General features: G+C 47.6%; 27 protein-coding genes. 14 read left to right on the top strand and 13 right to left on the bottom strand.

Going from position 1 to position 25,452, the window contains the following annotated elements; translation table 11 throughout:
* Window positions 1–69 precede the first annotated feature (69 nt).
* The 9 genes from B2M23_RS18410 to B2M23_RS18450 all read left to right on the top strand — a co-directional run bounded on the left by B2M23_RS18410 (window position 70) and on the right by B2M23_RS18450 (window position 6,183).
* Window positions 70–411, top strand: coding sequence for a NusG domain II-containing protein (locus B2M23_RS18410; protein WP_038351541.1), 342 nt, complete (start codon window positions 70–72; stop codon window positions 409–411).
* A gap of 1 nt (window position 412) precedes the next feature.
* Entirely contained in the window at window positions 413–928 is a 516-nt protein-coding gene (locus B2M23_RS18415; protein ID WP_013380648.1) for a Gx transporter family protein, read from the top strand.
* A gap of 14 nt (window positions 929–942) precedes the next feature.
* On the top strand, window positions 943–1,626 hold the full coding sequence (locus B2M23_RS18420) for a response regulator transcription factor (protein WP_013380649.1): 684 nt from the start codon (window positions 943–945) through the stop codon (window positions 1,624–1,626).
* 107 nt (window positions 1,627–1,733) lie between these two features.
* Window positions 1,734–2,684 carry an ATP-binding cassette domain-containing protein gene (locus tag B2M23_RS18425; protein WP_038351540.1) on the top strand — a complete coding sequence of 317 codons (951 nt, stop codon included), beginning with the start codon at window positions 1,734–1,736 and terminating at the stop codon, window positions 2,682–2,684.
* A complete protein-coding gene (locus B2M23_RS18430) occupies window positions 2,677–3,546 on the top strand; it encodes a DUF2705 family protein (protein ID WP_038351539.1) in 870 nt (289 codons plus the stop codon). Before B2M23_RS18425 ends, B2M23_RS18430 begins: the two co-directional genes overlap by 8 nt.
* Before the next feature lie 7 nt (window positions 3,547–3,553).
* Complete coding sequence (locus tag B2M23_RS18435; protein ID WP_038351538.1) at window positions 3,554–4,465, top strand: sensor histidine kinase; 912 nt, start codon at window positions 3,554–3,556, stop codon at window positions 4,463–4,465.
* 175 nt (window positions 4,466–4,640) lie between these two features.
* Window positions 4,641–5,297 (top strand): hypothetical protein, encoded by a 657-nt coding sequence (locus tag B2M23_RS18440; protein ID WP_038351537.1) that lies wholly within the window; start codon window positions 4,641–4,643, stop codon window positions 5,295–5,297.
* Window positions 5,290–5,949 (top strand): DUF2975 domain-containing protein, encoded by a 660-nt coding sequence (locus B2M23_RS18445; RefSeq protein WP_038351536.1) that lies wholly within the window; start codon window positions 5,290–5,292, stop codon window positions 5,947–5,949. The genes B2M23_RS18440 and B2M23_RS18445 overlap by 8 nt, the downstream gene beginning before the upstream one ends.
* A gap of 9 nt (window positions 5,950–5,958) precedes the next feature.
* A complete protein-coding gene (locus tag B2M23_RS18450; protein ID WP_038351535.1) occupies window positions 5,959–6,183 on the top strand; it encodes a helix-turn-helix domain-containing protein in 225 nt (74 codons plus the stop codon).
* A 356-nt stretch (window positions 6,184–6,539) separates the two neighbouring features.
* Here the strand turns inward: B2M23_RS18450 and B2M23_RS18460 are convergent, their stop codons facing one another.
* The 9 genes from B2M23_RS18460 to B2M23_RS18500 all read right to left on the bottom strand — a co-directional run bounded on the left by B2M23_RS18460 (window position 6,540) and on the right by B2M23_RS18500 (window position 16,209).
* The gene (locus B2M23_RS18460) at window positions 6,540–7,184 is read right to left on the bottom strand and encodes an RIO1 family regulatory kinase/ATPase domain-containing protein (RefSeq protein ID WP_038351533.1); all 645 of its coding nucleotides are present in this window, start codon (window positions 7,182–7,184) and stop codon (window positions 6,540–6,542) included.
* Window positions 7,171–7,923 carry a molybdopterin-guanine dinucleotide biosynthesis protein MobB gene (locus B2M23_RS18465; RefSeq protein WP_038351532.1) on the bottom strand — a complete coding sequence of 251 codons (753 nt, stop codon included), beginning with the start codon at window positions 7,921–7,923 and terminating at the stop codon, window positions 7,171–7,173. Before B2M23_RS18465 ends, B2M23_RS18460 begins: the two co-directional genes overlap by 14 nt.
* Before the next feature lie 15 nt (window positions 7,924–7,938).
* Entirely contained in the window at window positions 7,939–8,304 is a 366-nt protein-coding gene (locus tag B2M23_RS18470; RefSeq protein WP_038351531.1) for a molybdopterin-dependent oxidoreductase, read from the bottom strand.
* Complete coding sequence (locus tag B2M23_RS18475) at window positions 8,301–10,208, bottom strand: alkaline phosphatase family protein (protein WP_038351530.1); 1,908 nt, start codon at window positions 10,206–10,208, stop codon at window positions 8,301–8,303. Before B2M23_RS18475 ends, B2M23_RS18470 begins: the two co-directional genes overlap by 4 nt.
* Before the next feature lie 30 nt (window positions 10,209–10,238).
* Window positions 10,239–11,117, bottom strand: a complete 879-nt coding sequence (locus B2M23_RS18480; protein ID WP_038351529.1) for a methionyl aminopeptidase — start codon at window positions 11,115–11,117, stop codon at window positions 10,239–10,241.
* Between the two features lie 65 nt (window positions 11,118–11,182).
* Window positions 11,183–11,755, bottom strand: a complete 573-nt coding sequence (locus tag B2M23_RS18485) for a CDP-alcohol phosphatidyltransferase family protein (RefSeq protein ID WP_038351528.1) — start codon at window positions 11,753–11,755, stop codon at window positions 11,183–11,185.
* A 39-nt stretch (window positions 11,756–11,794) separates the two neighbouring features.
* On the bottom strand, window positions 11,795–12,865 hold the full coding sequence (locus B2M23_RS18490) for a hypothetical protein (RefSeq protein WP_146209110.1): 1,071 nt from the start codon (window positions 12,863–12,865) through the stop codon (window positions 11,795–11,797).
* 95 nt (window positions 12,866–12,960) lie between these two features.
* Window positions 12,961–14,115, bottom strand: coding sequence for a transglutaminase domain-containing protein (locus B2M23_RS18495; protein WP_052237138.1), 1,155 nt, complete (start codon window positions 14,113–14,115; stop codon window positions 12,961–12,963).
* A gap of 366 nt (window positions 14,116–14,481) precedes the next feature.
* On the bottom strand, window positions 14,482–16,209 hold the full coding sequence (locus B2M23_RS18500) for an oleate hydratase (RefSeq protein ID WP_038351526.1): 1,728 nt from the start codon (window positions 16,207–16,209) through the stop codon (window positions 14,482–14,484).
* A 205-nt stretch (window positions 16,210–16,414) separates the two neighbouring features.
* On the opposite strand from B2M23_RS18500, the gene B2M23_RS18505 reads away from it, so the two are divergent.
* From B2M23_RS18505 to B2M23_RS18515, 3 genes are all read left to right on the top strand, one after another.
* Window positions 16,415–18,040 (top strand): PucR family transcriptional regulator, encoded by a 1,626-nt coding sequence (locus B2M23_RS18505; RefSeq protein ID WP_038351525.1) that lies wholly within the window; start codon window positions 16,415–16,417, stop codon window positions 18,038–18,040.
* Window positions 18,041–18,161: 121 nt separating this feature from the next.
* Window positions 18,162–19,274 carry an S-methyl thiohydantoin desulfurase family protein gene (locus B2M23_RS18510; RefSeq protein WP_038351782.1) on the top strand — a complete coding sequence of 371 codons (1,113 nt, stop codon included), beginning with the start codon at window positions 18,162–18,164 and terminating at the stop codon, window positions 19,272–19,274.
* Window positions 19,262–20,809, top strand: a complete 1,548-nt coding sequence (locus B2M23_RS18515) for a hydantoinase/oxoprolinase N-terminal domain-containing protein (RefSeq protein WP_038351524.1) — start codon at window positions 19,262–19,264, stop codon at window positions 20,807–20,809. Before B2M23_RS18510 ends, B2M23_RS18515 begins: the two co-directional genes overlap by 13 nt.
* Before the next feature lie 55 nt (window positions 20,810–20,864).
* Here the strand turns inward: B2M23_RS18515 and B2M23_RS18520 are convergent, their stop codons facing one another.
* The 4 genes from B2M23_RS18520 to B2M23_RS18535 form a co-directional block, all read right to left on the bottom strand.
* The gene (locus tag B2M23_RS18520) at window positions 20,865–21,665 is read right to left on the bottom strand and encodes a MerR family transcriptional regulator (RefSeq protein ID WP_038351523.1); all 801 of its coding nucleotides are present in this window, start codon (window positions 21,663–21,665) and stop codon (window positions 20,865–20,867) included.
* 133 nt (window positions 21,666–21,798) lie between these two features.
* Window positions 21,799–22,116 (bottom strand): DUF6951 family protein, encoded by a 318-nt coding sequence (locus B2M23_RS18525; protein ID WP_038351781.1) that lies wholly within the window; start codon window positions 22,114–22,116, stop codon window positions 21,799–21,801.
* 145 nt (window positions 22,117–22,261) lie between these two features.
* Window positions 22,262–23,113, bottom strand: coding sequence for a phosphate ABC transporter substrate-binding protein (locus B2M23_RS18530; RefSeq protein ID WP_038351522.1), 852 nt, complete (start codon window positions 23,111–23,113; stop codon window positions 22,262–22,264).
* Window positions 23,114–23,499: 386 nt separating this feature from the next.
* Window positions 23,500–23,886, bottom strand: coding sequence for a VOC family protein (locus tag B2M23_RS18535; protein WP_201261609.1), 387 nt, complete (start codon window positions 23,884–23,886; stop codon window positions 23,500–23,502).
* Window positions 23,887–24,249: 363 nt separating this feature from the next.
* Between B2M23_RS18535 and B2M23_RS18540 the strand changes: the two genes are divergently transcribed.
* Window positions 24,250–25,107 (top strand): methylenetetrahydrofolate reductase, encoded by an 858-nt coding sequence (locus tag B2M23_RS18540; protein ID WP_038351520.1) that lies wholly within the window; start codon window positions 24,250–24,252, stop codon window positions 25,105–25,107.
* Window positions 25,108–25,210: 103 nt separating this feature from the next.
* The gene (locus B2M23_RS18545; RefSeq protein WP_013380675.1) at window positions 25,211–25,423 is read left to right on the top strand and encodes a TOBE domain-containing protein; all 213 of its coding nucleotides are present in this window, start codon (window positions 25,211–25,213) and stop codon (window positions 25,421–25,423) included.
* Window positions 25,424–25,452: the final 29 nt, after the last annotated feature.

Genomic DNA, 25,452 nt, shown 5'->3' on the forward strand with positions numbered 1-25,452 from the left:
GTTGCTCTTTACCAAGACTGTTTTTTTCGTTAAAATGGACTTTAGAATGAACCAAAGGACAAATCAAACATGAAAAAACGTGATCTGATCATTATTGCCGGGGTTGTGGCCGTTGCCCTCATCGCCTTCGGTATCTTCCACCTCATGAACAACAAGAGCTCCGGCCTTATGCTGCGGGTCAGCCAGAACGGCGAGGTTATCCGCACGCTGCCGCTTAGTCAGGACCATACCGAAACCATCACCAGCGATCTCGGCAGCAACACCATTGTCATTAAAGACCGCAGCGCCCGGGTCGAAAGCGCAGACTGCGATAACCAGGTGTGTGTGCACAGCCCGGCGATCCAGTCCCCTGGAGAGACCATTGCCTGCCTGCCCCACCGGCTGATTCTTGAAATCATACAGGAGCCTTAAAATGGAAAACAAAACGCGCCGCCTGGTCGTCATTGCCCTGTACACCGCACTGGCTTTAATTCTCAGCTATCTGGAATCCCTGGTGCCCATCCCCATGCCTGTGCCCGGAGCCAAGGTCGGCCTGCCCAACATCGTGACCCTCATCTCACTGCTGACTCTGGGTACTCCCCTGACCCTGCTCATCGTCACCGCACGGATCTTTTTATCCGGCTTTTTATTTGGCAGCATGAGCGCGATTCTCTACTCCCTGGCCGGAGGACTCCTGAGCCTTGGGGTGATGGCCCTGCTTTTAAAGGCCGCCAGAGAAAAGCTCTCCCTCATCACCATCAGCCTGCTCGGCGCAGTGTCCCACAACCTGGGCCAGCTGGCCGTAGCGGCCGCTGTGGTACAAAATATGAACCTGTTCTGGTCTTATCTGCCCTTTCTTATGCTGCTCGCCATCCCGACAGGGATCGTGGTAGGCGTAGCGGCGAACCTTTTGTACCGGCAGCTTCAGAAAATCAATCTATTTAAATAAAGAGGACAAACAAAATGGAATCCATCAATATCTTGATCGTCGAGGACGATGTCAACATCAGCAACATGCTCGTGGATCTGCTGACACACAGCGGCTATACGGCAGATACCGCCTATTCTGGTACCGAGGCCTTATTCTGCCTTGAAAAGAAAAGCTATGCTTTAATCCTTCTGGATTTAATGCTCCCGGGAATGAGCGGCGAGGAAGTGCTGAAAAGCCTGCGCCAGACCTCGGACACCCTGGTCATCGCCGTGTCCGCAAAGGACGATTCTCCCACCAAGATCAGCCTGCTCAAAAACGGCGCAGATGACTATATTACCAAGCCCTTTAACAACGAAGAGCTTCTGGCCCGTATCGAGGCTCTTTTGCGCCGTAATTCAGGAAATACAAGCCTTTCAGGCAAAACCCTGACCTATAAAGGGCTCACCCTCAACCCCTCTACCTATGAAGTCTACCTGAAAGGGCAGCCCCTGTCACTGACTAAGCGCGAATACAAAATTCTGGAGCTTCTGATGCAAAACCCACAGCGTGTTTTTTCCAAAAATGTCATCTACGAGACTGTCTGGGAGGATTTGTTCCTGGGCGAGGATAACGCCATCAATGTGCACATCAGCAACCTGCGCCAGAAGCTGGCTAAAATCGACCCCGACGAAGCCTATATCCAAACGGTCTGGGGCATTGGCTTTAAAATGAAATAGCGTCAATCTTTATCTTTTCTTTAGGATTGGCTTACAGAATTTAAAAAACAGCGTGTTACAATAAAATTGAAAGCCACCTGAATAAAAACAGAAAAGGATCAAAAACCATGTCCACTATCCTGAAAACCCATAATCTTACAAAGATCTTTCCACCCTCGGGATTTGCCCGGCATAAAAAACGAAAGAGCGAGGGCCGCCATGCCGTCGACCATGTAAATATGACCATCCGGAAAGGCGATATTTACGGCCTGATCGGGCGAAATGGCGCGGGAAAAACCACCCTCATGCGCCTGATCGCAGGCCTCATGCCCCCGACCGAGGGCACCATGACCCTCTTTGACAGTACAGAGCTGGAACAGCACCGCAAGCGGACAGGCTGTATCATTGAGGCGCCCGGGCTTTACGGCAACATGAGCGCTCCGGATAACCTGAAGGCCCACAGACGTCTGCTTGGCATCACCAGCAGCACCGCTGTTGCCGATTCCCTCGAAGCCGTTGGCCTGAGCAGCACTGACCGCAAAAAGGTCAAGCACTTCTCACTGGGGATGCGCCAGCGCCTCGGTATTGCCATGGCCCTTCTGGGCAGTCCGGACTTTCTCATTCTGGATGAGCCCACCAATGGCCTCGACCCAAGGGGGATTGCGGAAATCCGCACTGTCCTGACACAGCTCAGCCAGGAGCGGGGTGTGACCGTTCTTATTTCAAGCCATATCCTCGGTGAGCTGTCAAAGCTGGCCACCTGCTTCGGCATCATGCGCGAGGGCATGCTCATTGACGAGTTTAACCGGGAGGATCTGGAAACACGCTGTCAGCGCTGCCTGAAAATGGTTGTGGACCAGCCTAAAAAAGCCGCGATGCTCATCGAGACCCTTCTGGGCACGGACAATTATGACATTCTGCCAGAAAACACCATCCGTCTTTTCGACTATGTGGACCAGAGCGGTTTTGTCAACCGGGAGCTTAACCAAAACGGCATCCTGGTCGAATCCATCACGCCGGTCGGGCAGGATATCGAGGCTTATTTTATGTCGAAGATGGGAGGTGAAGACCGTGCTTAACCTGCTGCGCTCTGACCTTTTCAAGCTTTTTAAGGCAAAATCCTTCAGGGTCTGCATGATCCTCTGTGTGGCGCTCATGGCCTTTGTCGCTGTTGGACAGCTCTATTCCGCCGATCTTTTTTCAAACATGTCCCCTGCCGCCCTCCAGGAATCTGAGAACCGTATTGAAGAGAACAACAGCTTTGGCATCCGTTTCGGATTGTCGAACAGCTCGGAAAATCTGGCTAAAACGATTGAAGCCATGCAAAATTACAATGCCAGTTCCTTCATCGAAACTGCTCTTTCCGGCAGTGTAACCACGGTTTTAATGGCAGTTTTTATCTCCCTGTACATCGGTGCAGATTTCAGGGATGGAACGCTCCGCAACACTGTGTCGAAGGGCTTTAAAAGACGCGATATCTATCTTTCAAAACTCATCACCGTCATGGCCGCAACCTTCTTTCTCGTTGTGCTGGCCATACTCAGCGCTGTTCTGTTCAGCGGCCTGTGCTGGGGCTTTAGCTCCCTGGATTCACAGACTGTCAGTCTGCTGGCTTACCGGCTCTTTTTACAGACCCTGCTGCACCTCGGGCTGGCTTCCTTCTTTGTCATGACCGCTGTATTCATCAAACAGACCGGCCCCACCGTAGCCGTCAACATCTGTCTGCTTATTTTTGTCACCGCCTTTTTATCTGTCGGCAACGCTTTTCACGCCACAGATTTTAACCTGCTCACCATCTGGATCGCCGAAGCGCTTTCCAGCCTTGAATTTGACACAGTCAGCGGCCTGGTCGTACTTCAAGCCCTGGCGCTTATGGTGGTTTATATTTTATTGCCCACGCTGGCAGGCATTGCCGTTTTCAAAAAACGGGACATTATGTGAGGTTTTTATGGAAGTATCACTCATTATACTCTGCATTATCCTCGGGGCAGCCGCCCTCTTTTCCATTATTCACAGTCTGCTTTTGAAAAGGCAGATCCGGGATATTATACGGCAAAATCATTTTATACAAAATGAGGATACCAACCTGCCCATCACTGCCGCCATGCCCGATAAGGAGGTGGAGGCTCTGATCGAAAGCATCAATACTCTGCTGGAGACCCACCGCCAGTTTGAAATCCGCATGACTCAGGCAAACCGCAGTTTTAAAAACAGCATCACAAGCATTTCACACGACCTGCGTACCCCGCTCACTTCTGCCTCAGGCTATATCCAGATGCTCCAGGATTTTGATCTGCCTGAGGAAACCCGAGCCGAGTATCTGGAAATTGTCCAGCAGCGGATTCAGGCAGTGCGCAAGCTTTTAGACCAGCTTTTTGAATTTGCGCGCATCGAGGCGGATGAGCTGGTTCTTGCCGAGGAACCAGTCAACCTCGGCAATGTGCTGCGCGATACGCTGGCTTTGTTTTACAATGATTTCTGCAGTCAGGACAGCGAACCGGAAATCCAGATTCCTGATGATCCCTTTATCGTCACCGGTGATGCCGATGCCTTCAAACGGATTTTCAGCAACATCTTAAGCAATGCCCTGACCCACGGCGAAGGCCATTTTTCCATAAAAGCCGTATTAGCGGACTGCGCCATAAACATTACCTTTGAGAACAGTACGCACAGCATTACCCCCGACGATCTTCCATGTATTTTTGACCGCTTCTACACAACCGATGTGTCCAGAAGCCGTAAGACCACCGGCCTGGGCCTTTCCATCGCCAAACGCCTTGCCACCCGCATGGGCGGCAGCATTAGTGCGTCGCTTGACGATGATGTGTTTGGCATACATTTGCAGTTTTCTTTGAAATGATAAATATAAACATTCGATTTTTGTCTGAAGAATGGCTTTTTTAAAAGTTTTCTTTATGACAATTCGGATGTTTTTATTTTTATCATTTAATTTTTAATGATAAACATTAATTTTTACTTGACACACATCAACTAAAGCTTTATAATGAACTTAAGAAAACAAAGGAGGTGTTCTTATGGAAAACGGTTTAAAAAAGCGTTATATTCTTCTGCGCTCTATTGTCACAGTCTTTCTTGCCCTTTGTATTTTTAATTTAATTGCGGGATTAACTTTTACAGGCCTCAGTCTTTCAGTTCCCAGCGAGGTTTATGAAGCGGCCGAAATTACCAAACCGTCGGATATTACAAAAACGGTTATCCAGTATTATCCGGAGTCTGTTCAGCCTATTGTTAAGGCTATTGGCAGAATTGCCATTTGGATAAACCCATCCTACCATGTTAGCTTTTCTGCAAAAAATATACCTTCAAATCCAAAGGTTGTGTTTCAGCTTGTTTTATGGAGCAACCTGTCCATCGCCTGTTTATCTGGAGTCATCTGGTGGCAGCTCAGAAAACTGTTTAGCAAAATGACTTCTGCTGAACCGCCTCTTCCAGCAGAAAAAATAAAAGCACTGCGTTGTGTCTCCATCCTGTTAATGATCATCGCCACCGTTCCCCATACGTTAGAGACATTTCTTTATAACTGGTTTTTTGGTTCTTTTGCTGATATTGCATTCATCGACCTGGGTAATATCGGCAGTTCTGGATTCTCTGTTATTGGCAGTTTTCCTTCACTTATTCTTTTGATCATTGGGATTTGCCTGTTTGAAAATAGTAGAAGAATTTATGATTGATAAACAATTAAAAGCTTTAAAACGTTCCTGCTGGGTAATCGGTGATATTCTGGCACTTGTTTTAATTATTGGTATCTGTATTTTGTTGGTTCAGATATTTTTATCTGTCTATATGAGCTTTCTAGATGATCAGGCTTTTATTGGAATAGCAAATTTTCAAAGAAATCATCAGTATTTTGCTGCAATTAGTATTTCTTTGCCAGAGAATGCCGCAATGACTAAACTGCTTTCTCTCACATCCATGCGGACAATTATCCTTGACCCACTTCTGTTTATACCTTCTGAGACGCCTGATCCCGCAAAAGCTGCTTATCTAATCGAAATATGGACCAAACTTTTAAAAAACGGACTTCTTTTTTATTCACTTTTTCTGGTATGGCAAATTCTCCGGCGCATCAATAGAGAAATCAGTCCGTTTCAGATAAAAACCTTTTATCAACTCCGTCTCACAGGTATCCTTGTTGTTGCTATGGCCATTATTCCAAGAAATCTGGAAATTTATGCTGCCAATCTCTTTTTTAAAAGCACGCTTTGGTTTTCGGACAACTCAACGCCTATGCTTATTATGCTTTTCGGTATTGTCATTCTTGCCATTGCCTACATCTTCCGCTACGGTACTTACCTTCAGCAGGAATCCGATGAAACCTTATAGGAGGCTGTTATGGCTATTGTTTTAAGACTGGACCGTGTGATGGCAGATCGAAAAATATCCCTCAACGAGCTGGCAAAACAGGTTGGCATTTCCAATGTCAACCTGTCCAATTTAAAGACCGGCAAGGTTAAAGCCATTCGCTTTTCGACCCTCAACGCAATCTGTGATGTCCTTGACTGCCAGCCCGGCGATATTCTGGAATACATTCGCGATGAAAAAGAAGATGCAATATAAAAAACCGCACGAACGCCGTAAATATTGGTGTTCATGCGGTTTTTATTCAATTGAAAATAACATAAGTATTCATTTTTTAAATCAGAAATTCCCTGAAATAGTTTTTAAACGAACGGTGCTTTCCAATCCATTTTTCAAACCGCTTAAAAAAATAATGTGTAAGAAGAAAATCTGCTGTCAGCATAAAAAGAAATACAAACAAATTCCATACCGGCAAAGCCGGAAAATAAACAATCGCCAGCGCTTCATTAAAAAGCATTAATATATTCCAAAACATCAAGAGCCAAAGCGTCCACATTACGCCTCTATATAAAAAATACAGCACTTGTTTTTTCTGGTATCGTTTGTCCTTCATTTCAAACCTCTTTCTCAAAGCCTCTCAGCCATCCTTCCGCTCTTTTGACATCAAAACACTTTCTCCGCATTTCCATACGCTTAAAGGCAAAACGCATTTCTTTCAAAACCTTGCTTTTATCCAGTGTAATTTTTTCTGAAAAAGCGTTGAGCATTATGACTGCGCCCTTTGTCCTTTGGGTGGTAAAGGCTGGACTGTAGGCTGCATAATAAGACAGCAGGTTTCCCATATCCGTCTCTTTTTGTCCGATTGGAAGCGTCTCAAAATCAATGCCGGTTATGCCTGAAACGCCGACAATAAAATTTCTGAAGTTGACATCGCCACGGATATGTCCAGGCACTGCCTGGTAAAACTGATTAAACCAGTCTGCCAACTCTGCAAACAGACCATACAGACCTTCCGCGCTGTTTTTTTCCTCCAGCTCAAGCACTCGGTCAAGCAGCAATGGGCCGGGACAGTACTGCAGATACAGCACATTTTCCCGCAAGTCGAGAACTTCCGGCACCGTCACCCCTCTTAGCTGGAGAAGTGTGAGGACGTTCCACTCATGCTGTGCTGCTTCGGCGTCGCTAAAAACTTTTTTGATCTGCCCTTTTTCCAGGCTCACAGTATTTCGTCGGCTTTCAAAGATTTTATTTTTTTCCAATGCTGATCTCAATGACAGCCCCTTCCTCATAGCCCTTCAGCTTTCCCACAATGCCGGTCACTGCGCTCCTGATAATATCCTGGACAAAGGGAACCATCTCGAGGGGCTGTCCATTGATCTTCACATCCACCTCGGGCCGGGTTCTTACCACACAGTCCTTTTCCCGGGCCTCGCCCTTTAAAATCGCAGGGCCAAGCCCAGCACAGCCATAGCCGCAGGCGTCACAGCAGTCTTTATCAAAATCCGGAAGGATATGGTAGGTTTTTAACTCAATCCGATCGACCAGGGCTTCCGCCTGAGTTCTGGCATCAAAGACAGGCAGGCCTCTGTAGGTGTCCAAATCTCCGGCAATCCGCCCTGCACAGCAGATAACATAATCGCTCCACCGATTGTCAAGCTCAGGTGTTTCGTGGGCCGTTAGTATCATTGGCACCCCGGCGTCGGCAACGCCCTCAAGCACCACATAATCAAAGTCATAAAAGGACAGAATATCCCGAATCGGCAGTTTTTCCTGAAATAAAATATCTGTTTCATATTTTCCCCTGGCGGTCACCAGTTGAGAACCTGCCCGCCTGTGACGATCCGTATTGCTGCCCTCTGTATCCATTTTAAACTGGTCATAATGGATTTCCTTGACTGAGCCCACACTGTAGCCGCGCCGCCTCAATTCTTTTATAATATGCTCAGCGGTCGTTGTCTTTCCGCTGTCTGAAATACCACAGATGGATATTACCTTCATCTTTTTTCCTCCCAATCATTCCCGGACAGCTACTTCATCAAGGTAGCGGCACCAACGCTGGCTGGTGGTATCCTTCAGCATAAGCATCATACAGTAAGGCCTGCCATCCTCCAGCGTCAAAGCTTCTCCTCCCTCGCTCACCGCGATAAAGCACTGTTCTATGTCCATTGCTTCCTCACCGGCGAGGGCAATGCTGAAACCATCAAGGGCTTTAAAAACACAGACGCTTTCCTCTGATAGGGGCTGTCCTGCGTATTCTGCCAGTCTTTTAAATGGAACGCCAGTATACTGCCGGTTTTCCGGAGCCTGCCCGCTCTTTTTAAAACTCGCGCAAACCGTCATCAGGCCTGCGCTGCACACATCCTCTGTCTTTATCTTCATTCTGTAGTGTCCTTTTTAATATAAATATAGGGAACCAGCATATCCTCTGCGCAGAATATGCCATGACTTCCCCTGCTGTCATAGCCTGTCTCCTCATGAAGCCCATGGTCGGCAGTGACTATAATGCTGCCAGTCCATTCCTCTGCCAGACGGCTGACCATAATGTCATTTTTCAAGACCCGTTCCATGGTCTCGCTGGCATAGGGGCCATAGGTGGTGGCGTCATCGTCGATCCCGTGAAAATGGATAAAAAGGAGGTTGGGTTGTTTTTCCGCCGCCTTGAGTGCAGACTCAAAAACAGCTTTATCTGTTGTGGTGCCACCCCTGCTGGGATTGAGCACTGGCTCCTCTGAGGTGTTGATCAGCTTGCTGTAGCCCTCGATATAGGCGCACTCCTTCCCCATGGCCATACAGCGTTCAAAGAGATCGGGCATTAAAAGAATGCGGCCCTTTCGGTTATGAATACCATTGACATCTGGCGTTGTTCCTGTAAGCATAGCCGCCAGTCCAGAGTGCGATACCGGCCGAAATACTGTCATGGCAGGCCGCATGGGCTGCGATGACAGGAAGGGCAGCTTGCCTGAGGACAGCGCCCTTCTGTAAATATTCAGCCCAAAGCCGTCCAGCTCAATAATCATGATTTTTTCATGATTTTTCAGACATTCAAGGGCGTCCCAGGCTGTACTCATGACAGTGGTTTCCGGTTCGTTCACGAAAAGGCCGGCCATCTCAAAAAGACTGCCGTCTAAACGCCGTCCAAAAACCGTATTTCCCCGAAGCTCAATGGGATTACTGCCAATATTAAACATCCCGCCATCCTTTCCAACCGCATGGCTCCGGCCTGCCCCTCCGGTGAAAGCGCCGTCTGTCAAAGTGGTTCCCGGGACCACTGCGCAGAGTCCGCCTGTTTCATCCCACTGTGGATAAAACATAAGGGTACCGGCCTTTTGATAAAGGACTCCTGGTGTGTAAAGCTCTGAGGCTTCTCCGTCAATGACACCAAAGGGCTCGATCTGAGAGGATGGCTCCAGACGCATAACCAGCTTTTTTCCAGACGGAAGGTCAGAACGATCTGAGGCCTTTGGCCGTTCCCTGCCAGAATCCAGCCTGAGGATATTTTTATAGACTTTTCCATTTATTTCACAGGATACCGCCCCGTCTGTCTCCTGGTAAAACCGCGCCTCAAGCACGTCCTGACGTTCGATTTCAACTAAAGTGCTGTCTGAGCCGATAAGCTTTAAACAGTCCGTCTCTGGCAGTATGTCTTCCAGAAAGTCTTTACCCGGCAGTTCCGAACACTCGCTTTTTTCAAACGCCATCTTCAGGCTGACAGACACTTCTTTGCCGATGTGCAGGTTCTGTATGCCCTTCATCCGCATACCGGCTGGCAAGTCAGGCGCTGTAAACTGAACGGCGTTTTTTCCCGTCAGCTTTAAAAACCCCTTGCTAAAAACAGAGTACTGCTCCCGCTTGACCAGTCCGTCGATCATTTCTGCCTTGATAAACTCTGGCTTCTCCTCAAAATAGCCATCGAGAAAATCAGATACTTTAATGGCCTCAGCCTCTTCATCATAGGCTGCGTAGGGTTCCTTTTTCATGGCCTTCACGGCCGTATCAAAGAACAGAACCGACTCCACGGGTACTGCCACAGCCCGGGGCAGCAGAGTCAGGCTCACCACATCACGCACACAGTACATAGCTCTTTCCCTGCGGACATATACCCGCAGGGAAAGCCGCCTGTCATCGGCCTCAAAGACCAGCATCACATCTTTCTGCCAAAGCATATCCTCTGAAATTTCAATGGCGTAGCCATCGGAGGCGCGGGCAACCGCACTTCCAAAATCGGATGGTTTCAGATCAAAATGTTCTAAAACTGCGCTTAGGGTTGTTTTTTTCAGCTTCACTGGTCCTTCTCCTTTTTAGTTCTCCTGCTTTTAATATACCAGCACTTCATGGCCTGTCCCGGTCACGGCAACGGTAACCTCCCATTGTGCCGAGGGCTTGCCGTCATCGGTATAAATAGTCCATCCATTTTCATCGTCCTGGTATATTTCATCAGTTCCCATATTGACCATTGGCTCAATGGTAAAAACCATGCCGGGGACAAGCAGCATTTCTGTGCCGGGCTTGGTTACAAAGCTGACGAAGGGCTCTTCATGGAAATCGAGCCCAATGCCATGTCCGCCGATTTCCTGAACCACGGTATAGCCATTTTCAAGCGCGTGCTGGTGCACCGCATAACCCACATCGCCCAGAAAATTCCAGGGCTTTACCTGCTCCAATCCTTTTTCAATGCACTCCCTGGTCACTTCGACCAGCTTTTTCTTCTCGGGGCTTACCTCTCCGATACAAAACATACGGGAGGAGTCTGAGTAATAGCCTTTATACTCGGTAGACACATCCACATTAATGATATCCCCATCCTTAAGCACAATATGCTCTGACGGAATACCATGGCAAACCTCCTCGTTGATGGAGGTGCAGACACTCTTTGGAAAGCCCTCAAAGCCTAAAGGCGCAGGCCTTCCGCCCATTTTAACAGTCGTGTCATAAACGATCCTGTCAATCTCCTCAGTGGTCATACCGGCTTTTATCTGGCTGGCCACCTCGTCCAGAACAGCGATATTGATCTTGCCGCTGACCCGGATCCCCTCGATCTGCTCAGGTGTCTTGAGCATACCCCGCCTGGGCACCATATGTCCCTTAAGGGCAAAGCCCGCTATCCTTTCATCTATTGCCTCGTGGCACTTTTTATATTTCTTACCGCTGCCACACCAGCAGGGATCGTTTCGTCCAATTTTGTTTTCCTGCATATATGCCTCCTGTCTCTGTCATTTCTATATCATTATACCATATTTAAAAATACTTCACGGTTTTTTTACTGTTTCTTTTTCTCCTCAGCCGCCTCACGGTGCATTTGTAAAAATACACGTCCATACATAATAAAGGACAGCAGCAGAAAAAAGCCTGTGACGCCCATAAGCACATTAGCCCAGGCCGTGCTGATTTCCGGAAACGCAATGAGAATAAAGGTGAGCACATAAAATACCGCCGTGGACACTTTGCCGTACCACATGGCGCCGCCCAGCTTCTTACCCTTGCGCATAAGGACAAGGTCATTGATTAGCATGAAAAGCTCCTTGATCACAAATAAAACAACCACAAAGATCATGCCCTGATATCGGAACATCAGGCTGAAAACAATGGCTGCCTGGGTGAGCTTGTCTGCCACCGGGTCCAGCGCCTTTCCGAGCTCAGTGATCATGTTAAACCGCCTGGCGATCTGACCATCCGCAAAGTCTGTCAATCCTGAGATCAAAATAATAAGCGCCGCCAGATAATAATCCCGGGGCGTCTGGGCATTGATATAAACGCCGATGAACACCGGGATCAGTAAAATGCGGACATAGGATAAAATGTTGGGAATGCTGAAAATTTCTTTTGCTTTCATTTCTTACCTTACTTTTTATATTTAGGTTGTTAAGGGTCCCTATTGCCCCTGGCTGTTCTCATCTTCCAGACGGTGTTTTTCCATCCTTTTACACAGGCCAAGCTCTGCTCCCATCAGAAGCAAAAGCAAACCAAAGGAGAGAATAATACTGCCTGCCCCGGCTTTCCTGACGGCCTCGGAGGTATCCTGTATGGCTTCTTCCTGCCTGGGCGCTGCTGTCTGGGCGGGCCGTGCTGTTGGGGCTGCATCTACCTTCACATCTGTTGACTGCTGAACATCAATGACAGTTTCACCGGCGTTCTTTTCGGTGTAGTCCGCCCCATTTCCGATGGTGTCGGCGCCGTCACCGCCCAGGGCCGTTATATTCTCAGAGGTGGTGTCAAGGCTACCTGCAAGTCCATAATGTCCACCGCCGATACCAGCAGCATTCTTGCCGCCCTGGGCGGTTACCGTTCCGCCGGAAATCCGGATCACACCGCCGTCTCCCTTGTAGCCGCCGCCAATGCCAGCGCCTTCCTCACCGCCTGTGGCAGTAATGGTTCCGCTTTCAATGGTGATGTTTCCCCCTGTTCCGTACCAGTGTGTGATGTTCTGGGCACCGCCAATGCCGGCAGAGCCTCTGCCGCCAATGGCGGTCAGGGCGCCTGTTCCGGTTATTCGGACTTCTCCGGCCTTTCCGCCAAGGTTTTGAGCCTGCAGGCCGGCATAATAATCCGCGCTGGCCAGCCGGTTATCGGTTCCGTCCATCAGCTCAATGACAACCGAAGCATTTTCCAAAATTGAAAAGGCACACAAATCATTTTTACTGGTATCAATCTGAAGATTATCAAACTTGAGATTGACAGGGTTGCCAGTGCCGACACCGTAACGGACGGTGATACCGTACTGGTCACTGGTACCGGTCAGCCTGAGGCCTTTATCATTGGAAAAGGTATAGGTATTTCCCGCCTGTGTCGCTCTTCCCACTTCCGAAATGGAGATATTGCCGTTTTCAATATTCAGGGTATCTGTGGGCTGTTCTTCCGCCATGACCATCTGTGAAAATAAAACAGGTGATATAAGCAGAAATACGCCCAAAAGAGACATTATTTTTTTTACTTTTAACTGCATAAGACATGCCACGCCCCGGATCATCAGTCCGGGGCACCTTTCTTTCAAGCATTTTGCCATATTTTAGCATTTTCAGCTTAAATTTAAAAGTAATATCAGGGGCGCCAGATAATGAGCACGTGATTTTCATCATATCTCAGGTAGCGGACTCCAGACTCATTTAAAATATCACTTTCCTCAATGCCGGTCAGGGCGCGGTCCATCATGCCAGACTCTGTAAACCGGGCCTCCATCACACCACCGTTGTCGAGGGTATCCCTCAGGGTATCAATAAATCGTGTCTGTTCATCTGCGCTATTTAAGTCGAAAAGCATATTTTCCCGGACATAATAATTATCCGCTGTTGCCGTGAAGCTCGGGTAGGTACTCAGGGTATTATCAAAGGTATGGTTTTTCAAAAGTTCTTCTGTTGTCAGGCCAAAATAGACATACTCGATGTTCAGCGGTGGGTCTGCACGAAGGGCCGGGTCCTCCCAGGTTATGTCGTCAAAGCTTGGATCATCCCAGGTTGCGTCCACATAATAGTATTCACCGTCCATTTGTACCAAATTCCAGGCATGGGGGCCTCTGCCCACCGCGTTGCCTGTGACATAATTTGAAAAGATACCCATGTCTTTGAGCACATACTGCAGAGCCTTGCTGTAACCGGCACAGACAGAACGGTTATTTAAAAAAACTGAGCATATATTCTGGTTGTCCTCTGAGTTCAGATCGTATTCGGTATGGCTGACGATAGCGTCATGGACGGTCTTGACCTTGGCATAGTCATCCATTTCCGGCGTAATACCGGACTTGATCTGTGTTACCGCCGCATCAATTTCACCCTGGCGCCGTTTGATTTCATCGGTATTATAATTATAATTAAAATTGACATCTGTCACCATACTTGTTTCCTGGTCATAGTGATAGGTGTAGCTGTCCAGCCAGAAATACTCTGGTTTATCCTGTTGAATGGCTGTCCAGACACGGTTCAGGCTATCTACCGATATTTTGTTATCGCCAAGCTCTACCGTACTCTCATAATTGTCCAGCTTGTCGGTCAATCGAAGATAGGCTTTCCTCTCATCTTCATTCAGCTGTGAAAAGCCGCTGTAAGGGTTGGATAAAAAGTGATCCTCTGCCATTGTCTGTTTTAACCGTTCATCCGTAACGGCGTCCTTATCCTTTGGGGTGAAGAAGGATACCCCTACCAGCCCAACGGTTATGACGATCACCACTGCAAATACGACTTTAATGATTTTTTTAAACATCCACACCGTCTCCTTTTTATTATTACTCTCTATTATACCGGGAATATTACTTTTACACAATAAAAAAGGCAGGCAAAAGCCTGCCAGAGACTGTCAAAAGTGTCGTAGTCCGAGACTGTGCCTTTTATCCAGATAAGAAAAAAGGTCCAGACGCTGTGGATAACGGCCAGGAATCGTGCCACGCTACCGGAACAGCCGGACACTGGAGAGATAAAGCATCAACTTTAGAGAAGAAGTTACTATTGTGAGGGGAATGCCCGCAGGACACTTTTTTCTTCCTTAGGTAAAAGGCTCCGTCTCTCAGTTTTTTGACACTCAAAAGGCAGGCAAAAGCCTGCCATAGAAATCGGCGTTTCTTTTTTGATTTTAACGGTATGCTGTCTTCAACGCTTTTGCCAGAACCTTGGGGTCACGCTTATAAGGCGTCACCGGGATAATGGGCTTCTTAATGTCGAACAGGGTATAGATCGCGGTCCGGGCTGCTCTTACAGAGTATTCTTCTGTAAAGACCATATCCTCAGGAATTTCTACAAACTGGCTGATCATGGCAAAATTAGTGGAGCCTTCCGGAACCACAGCGGGCCGGTCACTCATGGCCCTTGGCTGGAACTGGGCATCAATATAAGGCATCATGCACGGTACCACATTGACAACGGAGTCCATCAATTCTTTTTCATGTTCTTCAAAATGAAGCTGGTGGATCAGCTCTTTCAAAATTTCCGCACCGGTACAATCCTTCATCGGTTTCTTAACATAATCGCCTTCCCGGTCAGGGTACAGACCATAGCCCCAGAAGATCGTGGTGTCCATGGGCTGGTTTCTAAAATGCGGCTGAGCAGCCACAACAATGCTCATAAGCCAGCTGGAATCCTTAAAGGTCATTAAGGCCCCGCTTCCAGGGATATTGCCGGAGTAGTCCTCGATCATCTTAAGGAATTGATTGCCCTTACAGGTAACTGTAAAGCTTTCCCATTTTGTTTCCTGCACGTTACCAAAGAAAGGCTCTGGATTGCCAAGTCCGGCTTTCTTCACGGCAATTTTACCCCAAAGCTCACCAGACATGGAGGGTTCTTCCGGCTCCGGCGCTGGTTTTTTCATATCGCCAAGCGTTGCGCTGTCTGTCATACAGCCATTGGTGACAATGCACACATCGCCATCCTTCAGGGTGATTTCTTCCGGTTTACCCTTCTTTTCCACATGAATGGCAGTGGCAGTAATCCCTTCGCCGTCTTTAAAGTCAATATCGACAACCTTGGTGTTAACCTCGAACTGAACGCCGTGATCTTTTAAGTAAGCCTTAAGAGGAAGAATCAGGCTGTCATATTGATTGTAAGGGGTACGGGTAACCCCTTCCAGTGTCTCGATACGGCTGAATTCCAGAATCATTCTTTCCATATAGCGTTTAAGCTCAAACAGGCTGCTCCATTTCTGGAAAGCAAAGGTGGTCTGCCACATATACCAGAAATTGGTTTCAAAAAAATGAGGGGTACGGTTAAACCAGTCCTCAATGGTCAGGTTATCCAGATCCTTTTCCGGGGTTGCCAAAAGCCTGGCCATGGCCATACGGTCTTCGTTGTTAAAGCCCATGCTGTAAACATCTAAAATTTTTCCATCCTTGTCAATAAGACGGGCCCGCGCATGGGTTGGATGGGCATGGTCAAAATTCAGGATTTCTGTGGTGACATCACGGTCCGGGTTGTCCAGAGATGGAATAGACGAAAACAAATCCCAGAAATTTTCATAAGTCTCTTCATTCAGCATTCTCCCGCCGCGGCATACAAAGCCTTTTTCCGGTGTGCCGATACCATCATTACTCCCGCCGAGGATATCCATACCCTCAAGAATATGGATATTTTCGCCATTAAAGTTAGCATCGCGCACCAGATAGGCAGCGCCGGCCAGGCTGGCAATGCCGCCACCCACAAAATAGACCTGTTTATCACCGTAATCACGGTTCTGTACCGCATTTTCGATTTCTTCTTCCTGCTGTCTGCGCATTTTTTTAGTTGCTGCCACTGTTGTTGCCGCCACCGCTGCTGCTGCAGCAGCACCGGCACCAGCAGCCAGAGCTTTACCTAATTTATCTTTGTTCATGATTCATAACTCCCTTCGATTGTTCACTTTTGTTACGGTAAGTATAATACCCCAAATGCCCGGCTGTCACCTTACGAGTCCGGACATTTGTCAAAAAAAGTGACAAAACTGATGGATTGTCTTAAATTTAACGCTAAAGCTGAATGAAAGCATAAAAAGCCGTTTTATGTTATAATAATCGCATTAACACTTAGGAGGTTTTACAATGAGCGTCACTGTAGCAGATTTATTAAAGCTGCCTTGTCTCAGGGAAGCCCGCGTGGCAGGCGGCCACACGGGTCTTGGCCGTTTTGTGGGCTCCATCTCTGTTCTGGAGTACGCCGATCCAGGCGCCCTAGTGGACAGCTTTTTTGAAAATCCATCCTTTGTGCCGGGCAGTGAGGTTGTGGTCAGCGGTTTTATCAATATAAAGGACGATGTCGATACCCAGTGCCGTGTGCTCAAACGGCTGAGTGAAGGGGGCGAGGCTGCCCTTATTCTTTATTATGTTGGTATTTACCTGCCCTCCATTGATAAAAGGCTTGTTGATCTGGCTGACACTCTGGGCTTTCCCCTTATCTGCATGCCGGAAAACCGGCTGGATTTCAGATACAGCGAGGTTATTACCCAGACCATGGAAACCATCTTTATGGATCAGAACAAAGATCCGCATTTTGTGAGCGCCATGCTGGAACGTATTACCCAGCTTCCTGACAACAGACGTACTCTGGGCAATGTGCTGCGCATGCTCAGCGACCGCCTGCGTTCCTCTCTCATCCTTTTTGACCATACCCTCACCCACCCTGAAATTGCTGCCTGGCCTATTTCAGCAGCGGAGTATATCGCCAATGTTCTTCCAGAACTCACCAGGGAAGGCCTGAGTTCCGGCCCCCTTGTATTAGCGGAAGAAAACCTAACGCTGTACAGCACTGTCCTGCCGGTTATGACCGACCATACGCCCAAAATGAATCTGGTGCTGGTATCTGAAAATCCTGTTCAAAGCACGGCTGCTCTTGAGGACGCTGCTGAGGTTCTATGTCTTTTTATCAACATCTGGAATAAAAAAGAGGGCACCATTGGCTACAGTGAGCTGATCCGTTCCATTTTAAATGACGAACCTCTGAAAATGCGCCGCCTTGCCGATATTCTTGGCATTGACGTCGCGTCGATTCACACCATGTGGCTTGTCCGGCCCGAAAATGGTCTCAAACCCACCACTTCGGCACAGCTCAACGAACAGGTTTTAAAAATCTGCCGCGATTTTATGCAGCGCCAGCATCTGGCAGGCCCCTCAGATATTTATGACAACACAGTGGTGCTTTTTATCCAGGACACGCCTTTATCCTCACAAATGCTGGCCCATGCCGAAAACCTGATGGCCTGTCTGGAGGAAGAAGCCTTTCCGGTCAGCTTTGGCTTTTTTACAAACCAGCCCGATACTTCCAGTGTGCGCAAAAGCTTTTTACTCTATCAAAATCATCTAAAAAACGCCCGTATCCTCTACCCTGCCAGCGCCTTTCTCTCCCAGGCAGAGCTGAGTTTTACCGCCGATTGTGCCGAGACTATCGCCAGGGGTGAAGCCATGGTCAGGCAGGTCACCGCTCCCCTTGAGCCGCTGCTCCATACTGATTCCACCATACAGGAAGATCTGCTGGCAACCCTGTCAGTCTATCTCCTCGACACCCAGGCCAATGTCAGCCGGACGGCTGAACTTCTGTACCTGCATAAAAACACAGTGAAGTACCGGCTCCATAAAATTAACAGCCTTCTGGGCTATCCAGTGACTAAAATGCCGGAGAGCAACCAGCTTTATACAGCCCTGGCAGTCAGGCGGCTGTTAGATGGCCAGTAGATGCCTTTGTCCTTTTGGACAAAAGCATCTTTTTTATTTTATCCCATTGGCCCATTACTTTTATTTTCACTTTGTTTATACTGTAACCATTGCAGATAAATCGGATAAAAGGAGAATAAAATTGAGAACGCTTGGTATTAACGAAATTGAAGATATCGCTCTGGGCGCATCCCTTTTAGGGGCTGGCGGCGGGGGGGATCCCTATATTGGCAAGCTCATGGCTATGGACGCCATCAAAACCTGCGGCGATGTCACCATGCTTGACCCTGAGGAAATCGCCGACGATGACCTGGTTATTCCCATCGCCATGATGGGAGCACCCACTGTACTTGCCGAAAAAGGCATCAACGGCAGTGAGTACAAACGCCTTTATGATATGGTCAGCCAGTTCTATGGCAGAGAAATCAAGGGCTTCTTCCCCATCGAAGCCGGCGGTGTCAACAGTATGCTGCCCATTGCGGCTTCGGCCCGGCTTGGCATCCCTCTCGTGGATGTTGACGGTATGGGGCGAGCCTTTCCAGAACTCCAGATGGTTACCTTTACCTTGGGCGGCGTCAGCGCAACACCCATGGCCCTGACCGATGAAAAAGGCAATACCTGTATTTTTGAAACCATCACAAACAAATGGACCGAAGACCTTGCCCGGGCGGTCACTATGACCTGCGGCGGGTCTGTCTGTATTGCCCTGTATGGCATGGATGGAGCCACCATGAAAAAATGGGGAGTCAAAAATATCATCACCCGCTCCCAGAAGCTGGGCGCTGCTATCCGGGGCATTAAACAGCTTGATAAAAGCCAAACACCCGAAGCAAGCTTTCTTACGCAGACCGGCGGGTATAAAATCTTCAAAGGCAAAATTACTGATGTGCTGCGTGAGACCACCGGCGCCTTTAACCTTGGCCAGATTATGCTGGACGGCATTTCTGAATACCGGGGGCAGCAGGCCGAAGTAACCTTCCAAAATGAAAATCTGACCGCAACAGTCAACGGCCATATAAAGGCAACGGTTCCAGACCTGATCTGCCTGGTCGATACGGAAACCTTTATTCCGGTGACCACTGACGCCTTAAAATACGGCAAACGGGTTATGGCTGTGGGACTGCCCTGCTATGATCTATGGCGCACACCACAGGGGCTTGAGATGGTCGGCCCGCGTTATTTTGGCTGTGATACAGACTATATTCCTCTGGAAGAACGATTATCTGGAAAGGAGAACGCATCATGTACAAAATAGGAATTGACGTTGGCGGCACCAATACCGATGCGGTTATCGTAGATGAAAACCGGAACATCATCGCAGGTATTAAGCACACTACCTCTGAAGATATTTATTCTGGCATTCTGGGCGCCTTGAAGGATGTTCTCCGTGAAGCCGATATTGACCGCACACAGGTCCATCATGCCATGCTTGGTACTACACAGTGTACCAACGCCATTGTAGAGCGTAAAAAACTGGCTCCGGTAGCCGTAATCCGCCTGGCAGCACCGGCCATGCAGGGAATCATGCCCATGGTGGACTGGCCAGAGGATCTGACAGATTTTGTCATTGCCACTGCGACAGTAGCCGGTGGTTACGAGTTTGACGGCAAAGAAATTGCCCCATTTGACGAAGCCGCCGCGCGCACATTCTTTGAAAAGATCAGGGATAAAACCCAGTCCATTGCCATTTCCTGTGTTTTCTCCCCCGTACGGAATGAGCATGAAGAGCGCTGTGCCGAGCTGGCCCGGGAAGTCCTGGGACCTGATGTTCACATTTCAAAATCCAGTGAAATCGGAACACTAAGCTTTATCGAAAGAGAAAATGCGACCATCCTGAACGCTGCCCTGTACGAAGTTGCCGAGAGCTTTACGGAGGGCTTTGCCAAAAGCCTGGCCGACGAAGGCATCGAAAACGCCGATGTCTTTCTAAGCCAGAACGACGGGACCCTCATGACCATGGATTTTGCAAGACGGTATCCCATCCTCACCATCGCCTGCGGGCCTACCAATTCTATCCGCGGCGCCTCCTATCTGAGCCGTCTCCACGACGCTGTTGTCATCGACGTGGGCGGCACTACAACAGACTTTGGTGTCATTCAGCATGACTTCCCACGCGAAAGCAGCGTTTCCGCCACCATCGGAGGTGTGCGGACAAATTTCCGCATGCCGGATGTTATATCCATCGGCCTTGGCGGCGGGTCCATTGTCCGTGAAGAAAACGGTGAAATAACAATCGGGCCAGACAGTGTAGGCTATCAGATAACTGAGAAAGCCCTGGTTTTCGGCGGAAATACCATAACTGCCACCGACATCGCAGTCCGTCTGGGTATGGCTGAGGTGGGCGATCCATCAAAGGCGGATATCATTGAACAGGATTTTGCCGAGAGGGCCATGTCCGTTATCCGTGAAATGATCGAAGACAGTATTGATCAGATGAAAATTTCCAACGACGATATCGACGTGGTGCTGGTGGGAGGCGGCTCCATCATTGTCCCGGAAGAGCTTGCGGGTACCCGCCAGGTGGCAAAGCCAGAGCATTTTGGCATTGCCAATGCCATCGGCTCTGCCATCTCCAAGGTCAGCGGTACCTATGAAAAACTGGTATCCTACGATGAAGTTCCCAGAGATGAAGCCCTGGAAAATGCCAGGGAAGAGGCCTCAAGCCTGGCTGTTGCGGCCGGGGCCATCCCCGGGACTGTAGCCATCATTGATGTTGAGGATGTTCCTCTGGCCTACTATCCCGGCAATACCAGCCGTCTGAAGGTTAAGGCGGCCGGTGATCTGGCATAGTTTTCCGTAATAAAGGGCCCCGGCTGTCACGAAACAGCCAGGGCCCTTTTCACGTTTATTTTTTTACAGGGACATAAATCTCTGTAATATTCTCTTCAGGCAGTACCTGTGAGGGGTCCGTCTGATAAATTTCATAGGGGGCTCCCGAAACAGTGTAGCCTTCCTCTTCAATCCACTCTCTTATTTTTGCGTAAACAGAGGGCAGTTCAGTATAAGCTCCCCTTAATACGGACATGACACATAAGCCGCCCTCCAGGATGCGGGTGCTTTCCTCCGCCTCCCTGATGGCGACAGCGTCCTCCATATCATAGTTTTCAGGATCATAGACCTCATCGTGAAAAATGCTCATGGGGCCGGCTGTAAGTGTCAATCCTTTTTCCTGAACGGTTGTCATCAGTTCCATCATATATTTTTGTGAGTCCCTGACATTCATTTTCTTTCTTATGGATAAAATGGGCGTGGGCTTTGTTTCAACGAGCTTGACTTCAATCTGTTCTAAATAGGCCATAATGTGTTTACCTCTTTCTAAGTTTGAAATATCTTTTTCCAGCAGAGAGAGAAGCATCTGATAATGCTGCGCCGCCTCCCTCAGACCTGCCTCCTTCTCTCTGATCCGCGAGAGAATAAAGGTGTTATCCTCGGGATTCTTAAGCACTTCGGCAATTTCGTCCAGCGAGAAACCATACCATTTCAGCTTGCCTATGAGCAAAACTGTCTCCAGCTGGCTGGTTGAATAATAACGGTATCCGTTCTCATCATTGACATAAACCGGTTTGATCAGGCCGATTTCATCATAATACCGGAGAGTTTTAGTGGTAACATTACTGATTTTTGAAAATGCACCAATGGTCAGCATTTTTGTTCCTCCCTTTGCAATTCATTGTTCGAACATGACTTAAGTATACACATTCCAGTTACTGGAAAGTCAAGCACTGTTTTAAAACTTTTTAAAAAAGCCTGCCTTTTTACCCGGCAGGCTTTATGCTGTTCTACTCAAACTTCATTTCAATATCGGTCTTTAAGGCCAGTCCCGCTTCAGCCTCCATGGCCTTGACCACGCCAACAGCTACCGGACAGGCCGGGTGCTTCATATGCTTTGCAAAGATCTTATAAACTGTATTGCTGTCATATTTTTCTTTACAGCAGATTCCAAGAGCATCCAACGGCTCTTTCAGGTCCTCATTTACTGTCTTGTAATGAGGGCATTCCGATTCAACGGTCACCTTAACCTTGTAGGGCTTTTCGGTTTCAGCTTTAATGACTGTGTTAAAGCCGCAGGGGCCGGCATTCAATTTCAGGGTTGTCATTTCTTCCCTCCTTCTTAAAATCTTACCCCTATCATATGCTTTTTTGTTACAAAAAACAACATTAAACTTTTTAATGGCCAGACAGGCTTCCAACATCAAAAAAAGCCCCCGGCGAACCGGGGACGAGGGAAGGTGGCGTGTTTATTTACTGTTCAAGCGCAACCTTGATACCGCCTTCTTTTTCTACAATGGCCTGTCCTTCATCTGTCATTAAGAAATCTAAAAAGGCTTTTGTCTGATTGTTGAGGCTGTCTGTCTTATAAACGGCCAGGAACGGTCTGGATACCGGATAGCTTTTGTTTACAACATTATCGACGGTAGCTTCGACATTGTCAACCGTTACCTTTTTAACGGTGTTGTCTACAAAGGTTAAGGATACATAGCCAATGGCATTTTCATTTCCAGCGACTGTGGACTGTACGTTTCCATTACCTTCTTTGATGGTAGCATCTGGTTTTAGTTTATCTTCAAATTTTAACAGCTCTTCGACCGCGGAACGGGTTCCGGAACCATCTTCTCTGGATACGACAACGATCGGGGCATCATTACCGCCAATCTGGCTCCAGTTCGTGATTTCCCCAGTATAAATCTTTGTTAAGTCTGCTGAGTTGATGTTGGTGACTGGGTTGGATGGATGTGTGATCATGGCAATACCGTCATAGGCAAATACCAGCTCGGTCAAACCGGATTTTTCTTCATCCTTCAGTTCTCTTGAAGCACAGCCAAAAGCATAGGTGCCTTCCGTTGCTCCCTTGATCCCGTCAGATGAGCCAGTACCGCTGTATGTAAATTTGACATCTGGATTCTGGGCCGCGAATTCATCGCCTGCCGCTTCGATGATTTTCTGGACTGAGGTGGAACCTCCGCCATTGATTTCACCAGAAATGGCCGCTGAAGAGCTTCCAGTACTGTCTCCCCCGCCACTGCATCCTGCAAATGCAAATGTTCCGACAACTAAAGCCATGGTCAGGCCTGCTAAACGTTTTTTTAATCCCATTTAATTTCTTCTCCTTTGAAATTTAATTTCTTAAGTTGTGCTTAACTACGAGATTAATCATACCAGAGAAAAATGTGACTTTGGTTTTGGATCGGTAAAGAAAAGGTTAAAGCTCTGTTAAATCGGGCTAAAGTACATCAAACGAAAATATCCCCGGCTTGGGGGAGCCGGGGATATTAACAATAAAAGGTATAAGGAAAATTTTGGGGAGATGTAAGTAAGAGGTATGCATTAATAATATACCCTGATTTTGGTTTTTAAACCGATAGTATACCCCAATTTTTGTCTTTCCTTATTTTTATAACGGAATTATGATACACTTTCCAGGTGGTGCTTAATAATGCACCCCACCATTTCGGCTTACCTTTTATCTGGACAGCTTTCTTTTAATCATCCAACATATATTTTTCTTTATATTCATCTGTGTGCTCAATCAGACAGATTCGTACGCCATTCGGGTCTAAGACAAAGGTTTGTTTTCCGACTGTAGTGGGAATTACAGGACCGGTTGTCTGGTAGCCGTTTTTTTCAAGATGTCGGATCGTTTCATCAATATCATCCACATCTGTTCCGATTGAATACAATCCTACTGGAAAATTGGTATTCTCGATCAATTCGACACTAGCACCTTCACTTTCCATGATGGTAATGCACCCGCCGTTTGGAAGATCGACATGGTACCCTTCTTTAAAACCTAAAACATCTCTGTAAAACTTCACAGATTCCTCTAAACTCTTTACGATCATCGTTGAATATTGTACTTTAACGGTCACTCTGTTCACCTGCATCCTTTCAGTCCTTTTATTTTTCCATTTATGATTACTTTATTGACAATAAACTGATTTTTATTATCTATAGTTATGCACGCTGTCTTAAATTTCTAAATTTATTACTATAATTTCATTATACCGTTTTCTTTTAAGTATAACAACTTATTTGTTCGCTTTTGATACACTGCCAGAAAATCCTCCCTCAAACCAAAATACAAACCATAAAAAAAACTTATGAACGTCTTAAGCTTTTAGATTAAATTCCGTTGCATTTACACTGTTTATTCGCAGAGAAATGGGATATGCTTTATACAAAGCTTTAAGCTTCTACGCATTCAGTAGAAATCAAAAAAATGGAGGGATTTTATGACAATACCAGAAATTATGAAGAATCGGATGTGTTTTTCTTTTGAGGTTTTTCCGCCAAAGGAGGGCCAGCCACTCGAGCCGCTGCTTGACACACTTGATCATCTCTATGCGTTCAAGCCGGATTTTATCAGCTGTACCTATGGTGCCGGCGGAACCAACGCGGGCAGAAATGTAGAAATCTGTAAAGCCATTAAGGACAGCGGCGCAACGATCCCCATCACCCATTTTACCTGTATTGGGAATTCTAAGGATAAGATCCGCGATGAACTCAGAAATTATCTGTCACTGGGCGTAGATCATATTCTGGCGCTGCGGGGCGACTTTCCAAAGGGCAGTGCTTCGACGGGCGGAGATTTTGATTATGCCAACGAGCTGATCTCTTTTATAAAAGAAGCGTTTCCAGAGTTCAGCATTGCCATGGCCGGAGATCCAGAAAAGCATTTTGAAGCCAGCAGCTTTGATGAAGATATTGCCCATCTGCGCATAAAGCAGGATGCCGGCGCTGATTTTATTATGACACAGCTTTGCCACGATGTTGCCCATTATGAGTGGTGGGTCGAGAAAATCCGGAAAGCGCATATCACATTGCCGATTGATGTCGGTATTATGCCCGTTCTGGCTAAAGACCCGACCATCCGCATGGCGGTATCCAACGGCAGCTCCATTCCAAGAGACCTGGCTGAAATTATTGCCCGCTATGGCGATAATCCTGAAGACTTTAAAAAAGCCGGCATGGAGTATACCGTCAAACAGATTCACCGCTTTATAAGTGCCGGAATCGACGGGCTGCACATCTACTCCCTTAACAAATGGGCAGACATTTCCGAGATTGTCCGCGCTGCCGGCATCCGTTGACCGATAGCATTGAAAGATCGGACTCCGCTTTTCCTTAAAGTCATTCTTAAGCTATATTCATTATGATAATAATAAAATAAACCATAGAAAGAAGGCATTTCTTATGAAATTAAGTGCTCGCAACCAATTGGCCGGAAAGGTCGTCTCGATTAAAGAAGGCGCCGTAAACGGCATTGTTGTTTTAGATATCGGCGGCGGAAACCAGATTTCCTCCACCATCTCCATGGATTCCATCAGGGAACTGGGCTTACAGGTTGGCTCTGACGCCTATGCGGTGATCAAAGCGACCTCTGTCATGATCGGTATTGATGACTAGTATTAAAAAAACCAGGACGCTTTTAACGA

It is taken from the genome of Eubacterium limosum (genome assembly GCF_000807675.2).
In the GTDB taxonomy this organism is placed as follows: domain Bacteria; phylum Bacillota; class Clostridia; order Eubacteriales; family Eubacteriaceae; genus Eubacterium; species Eubacterium limosum.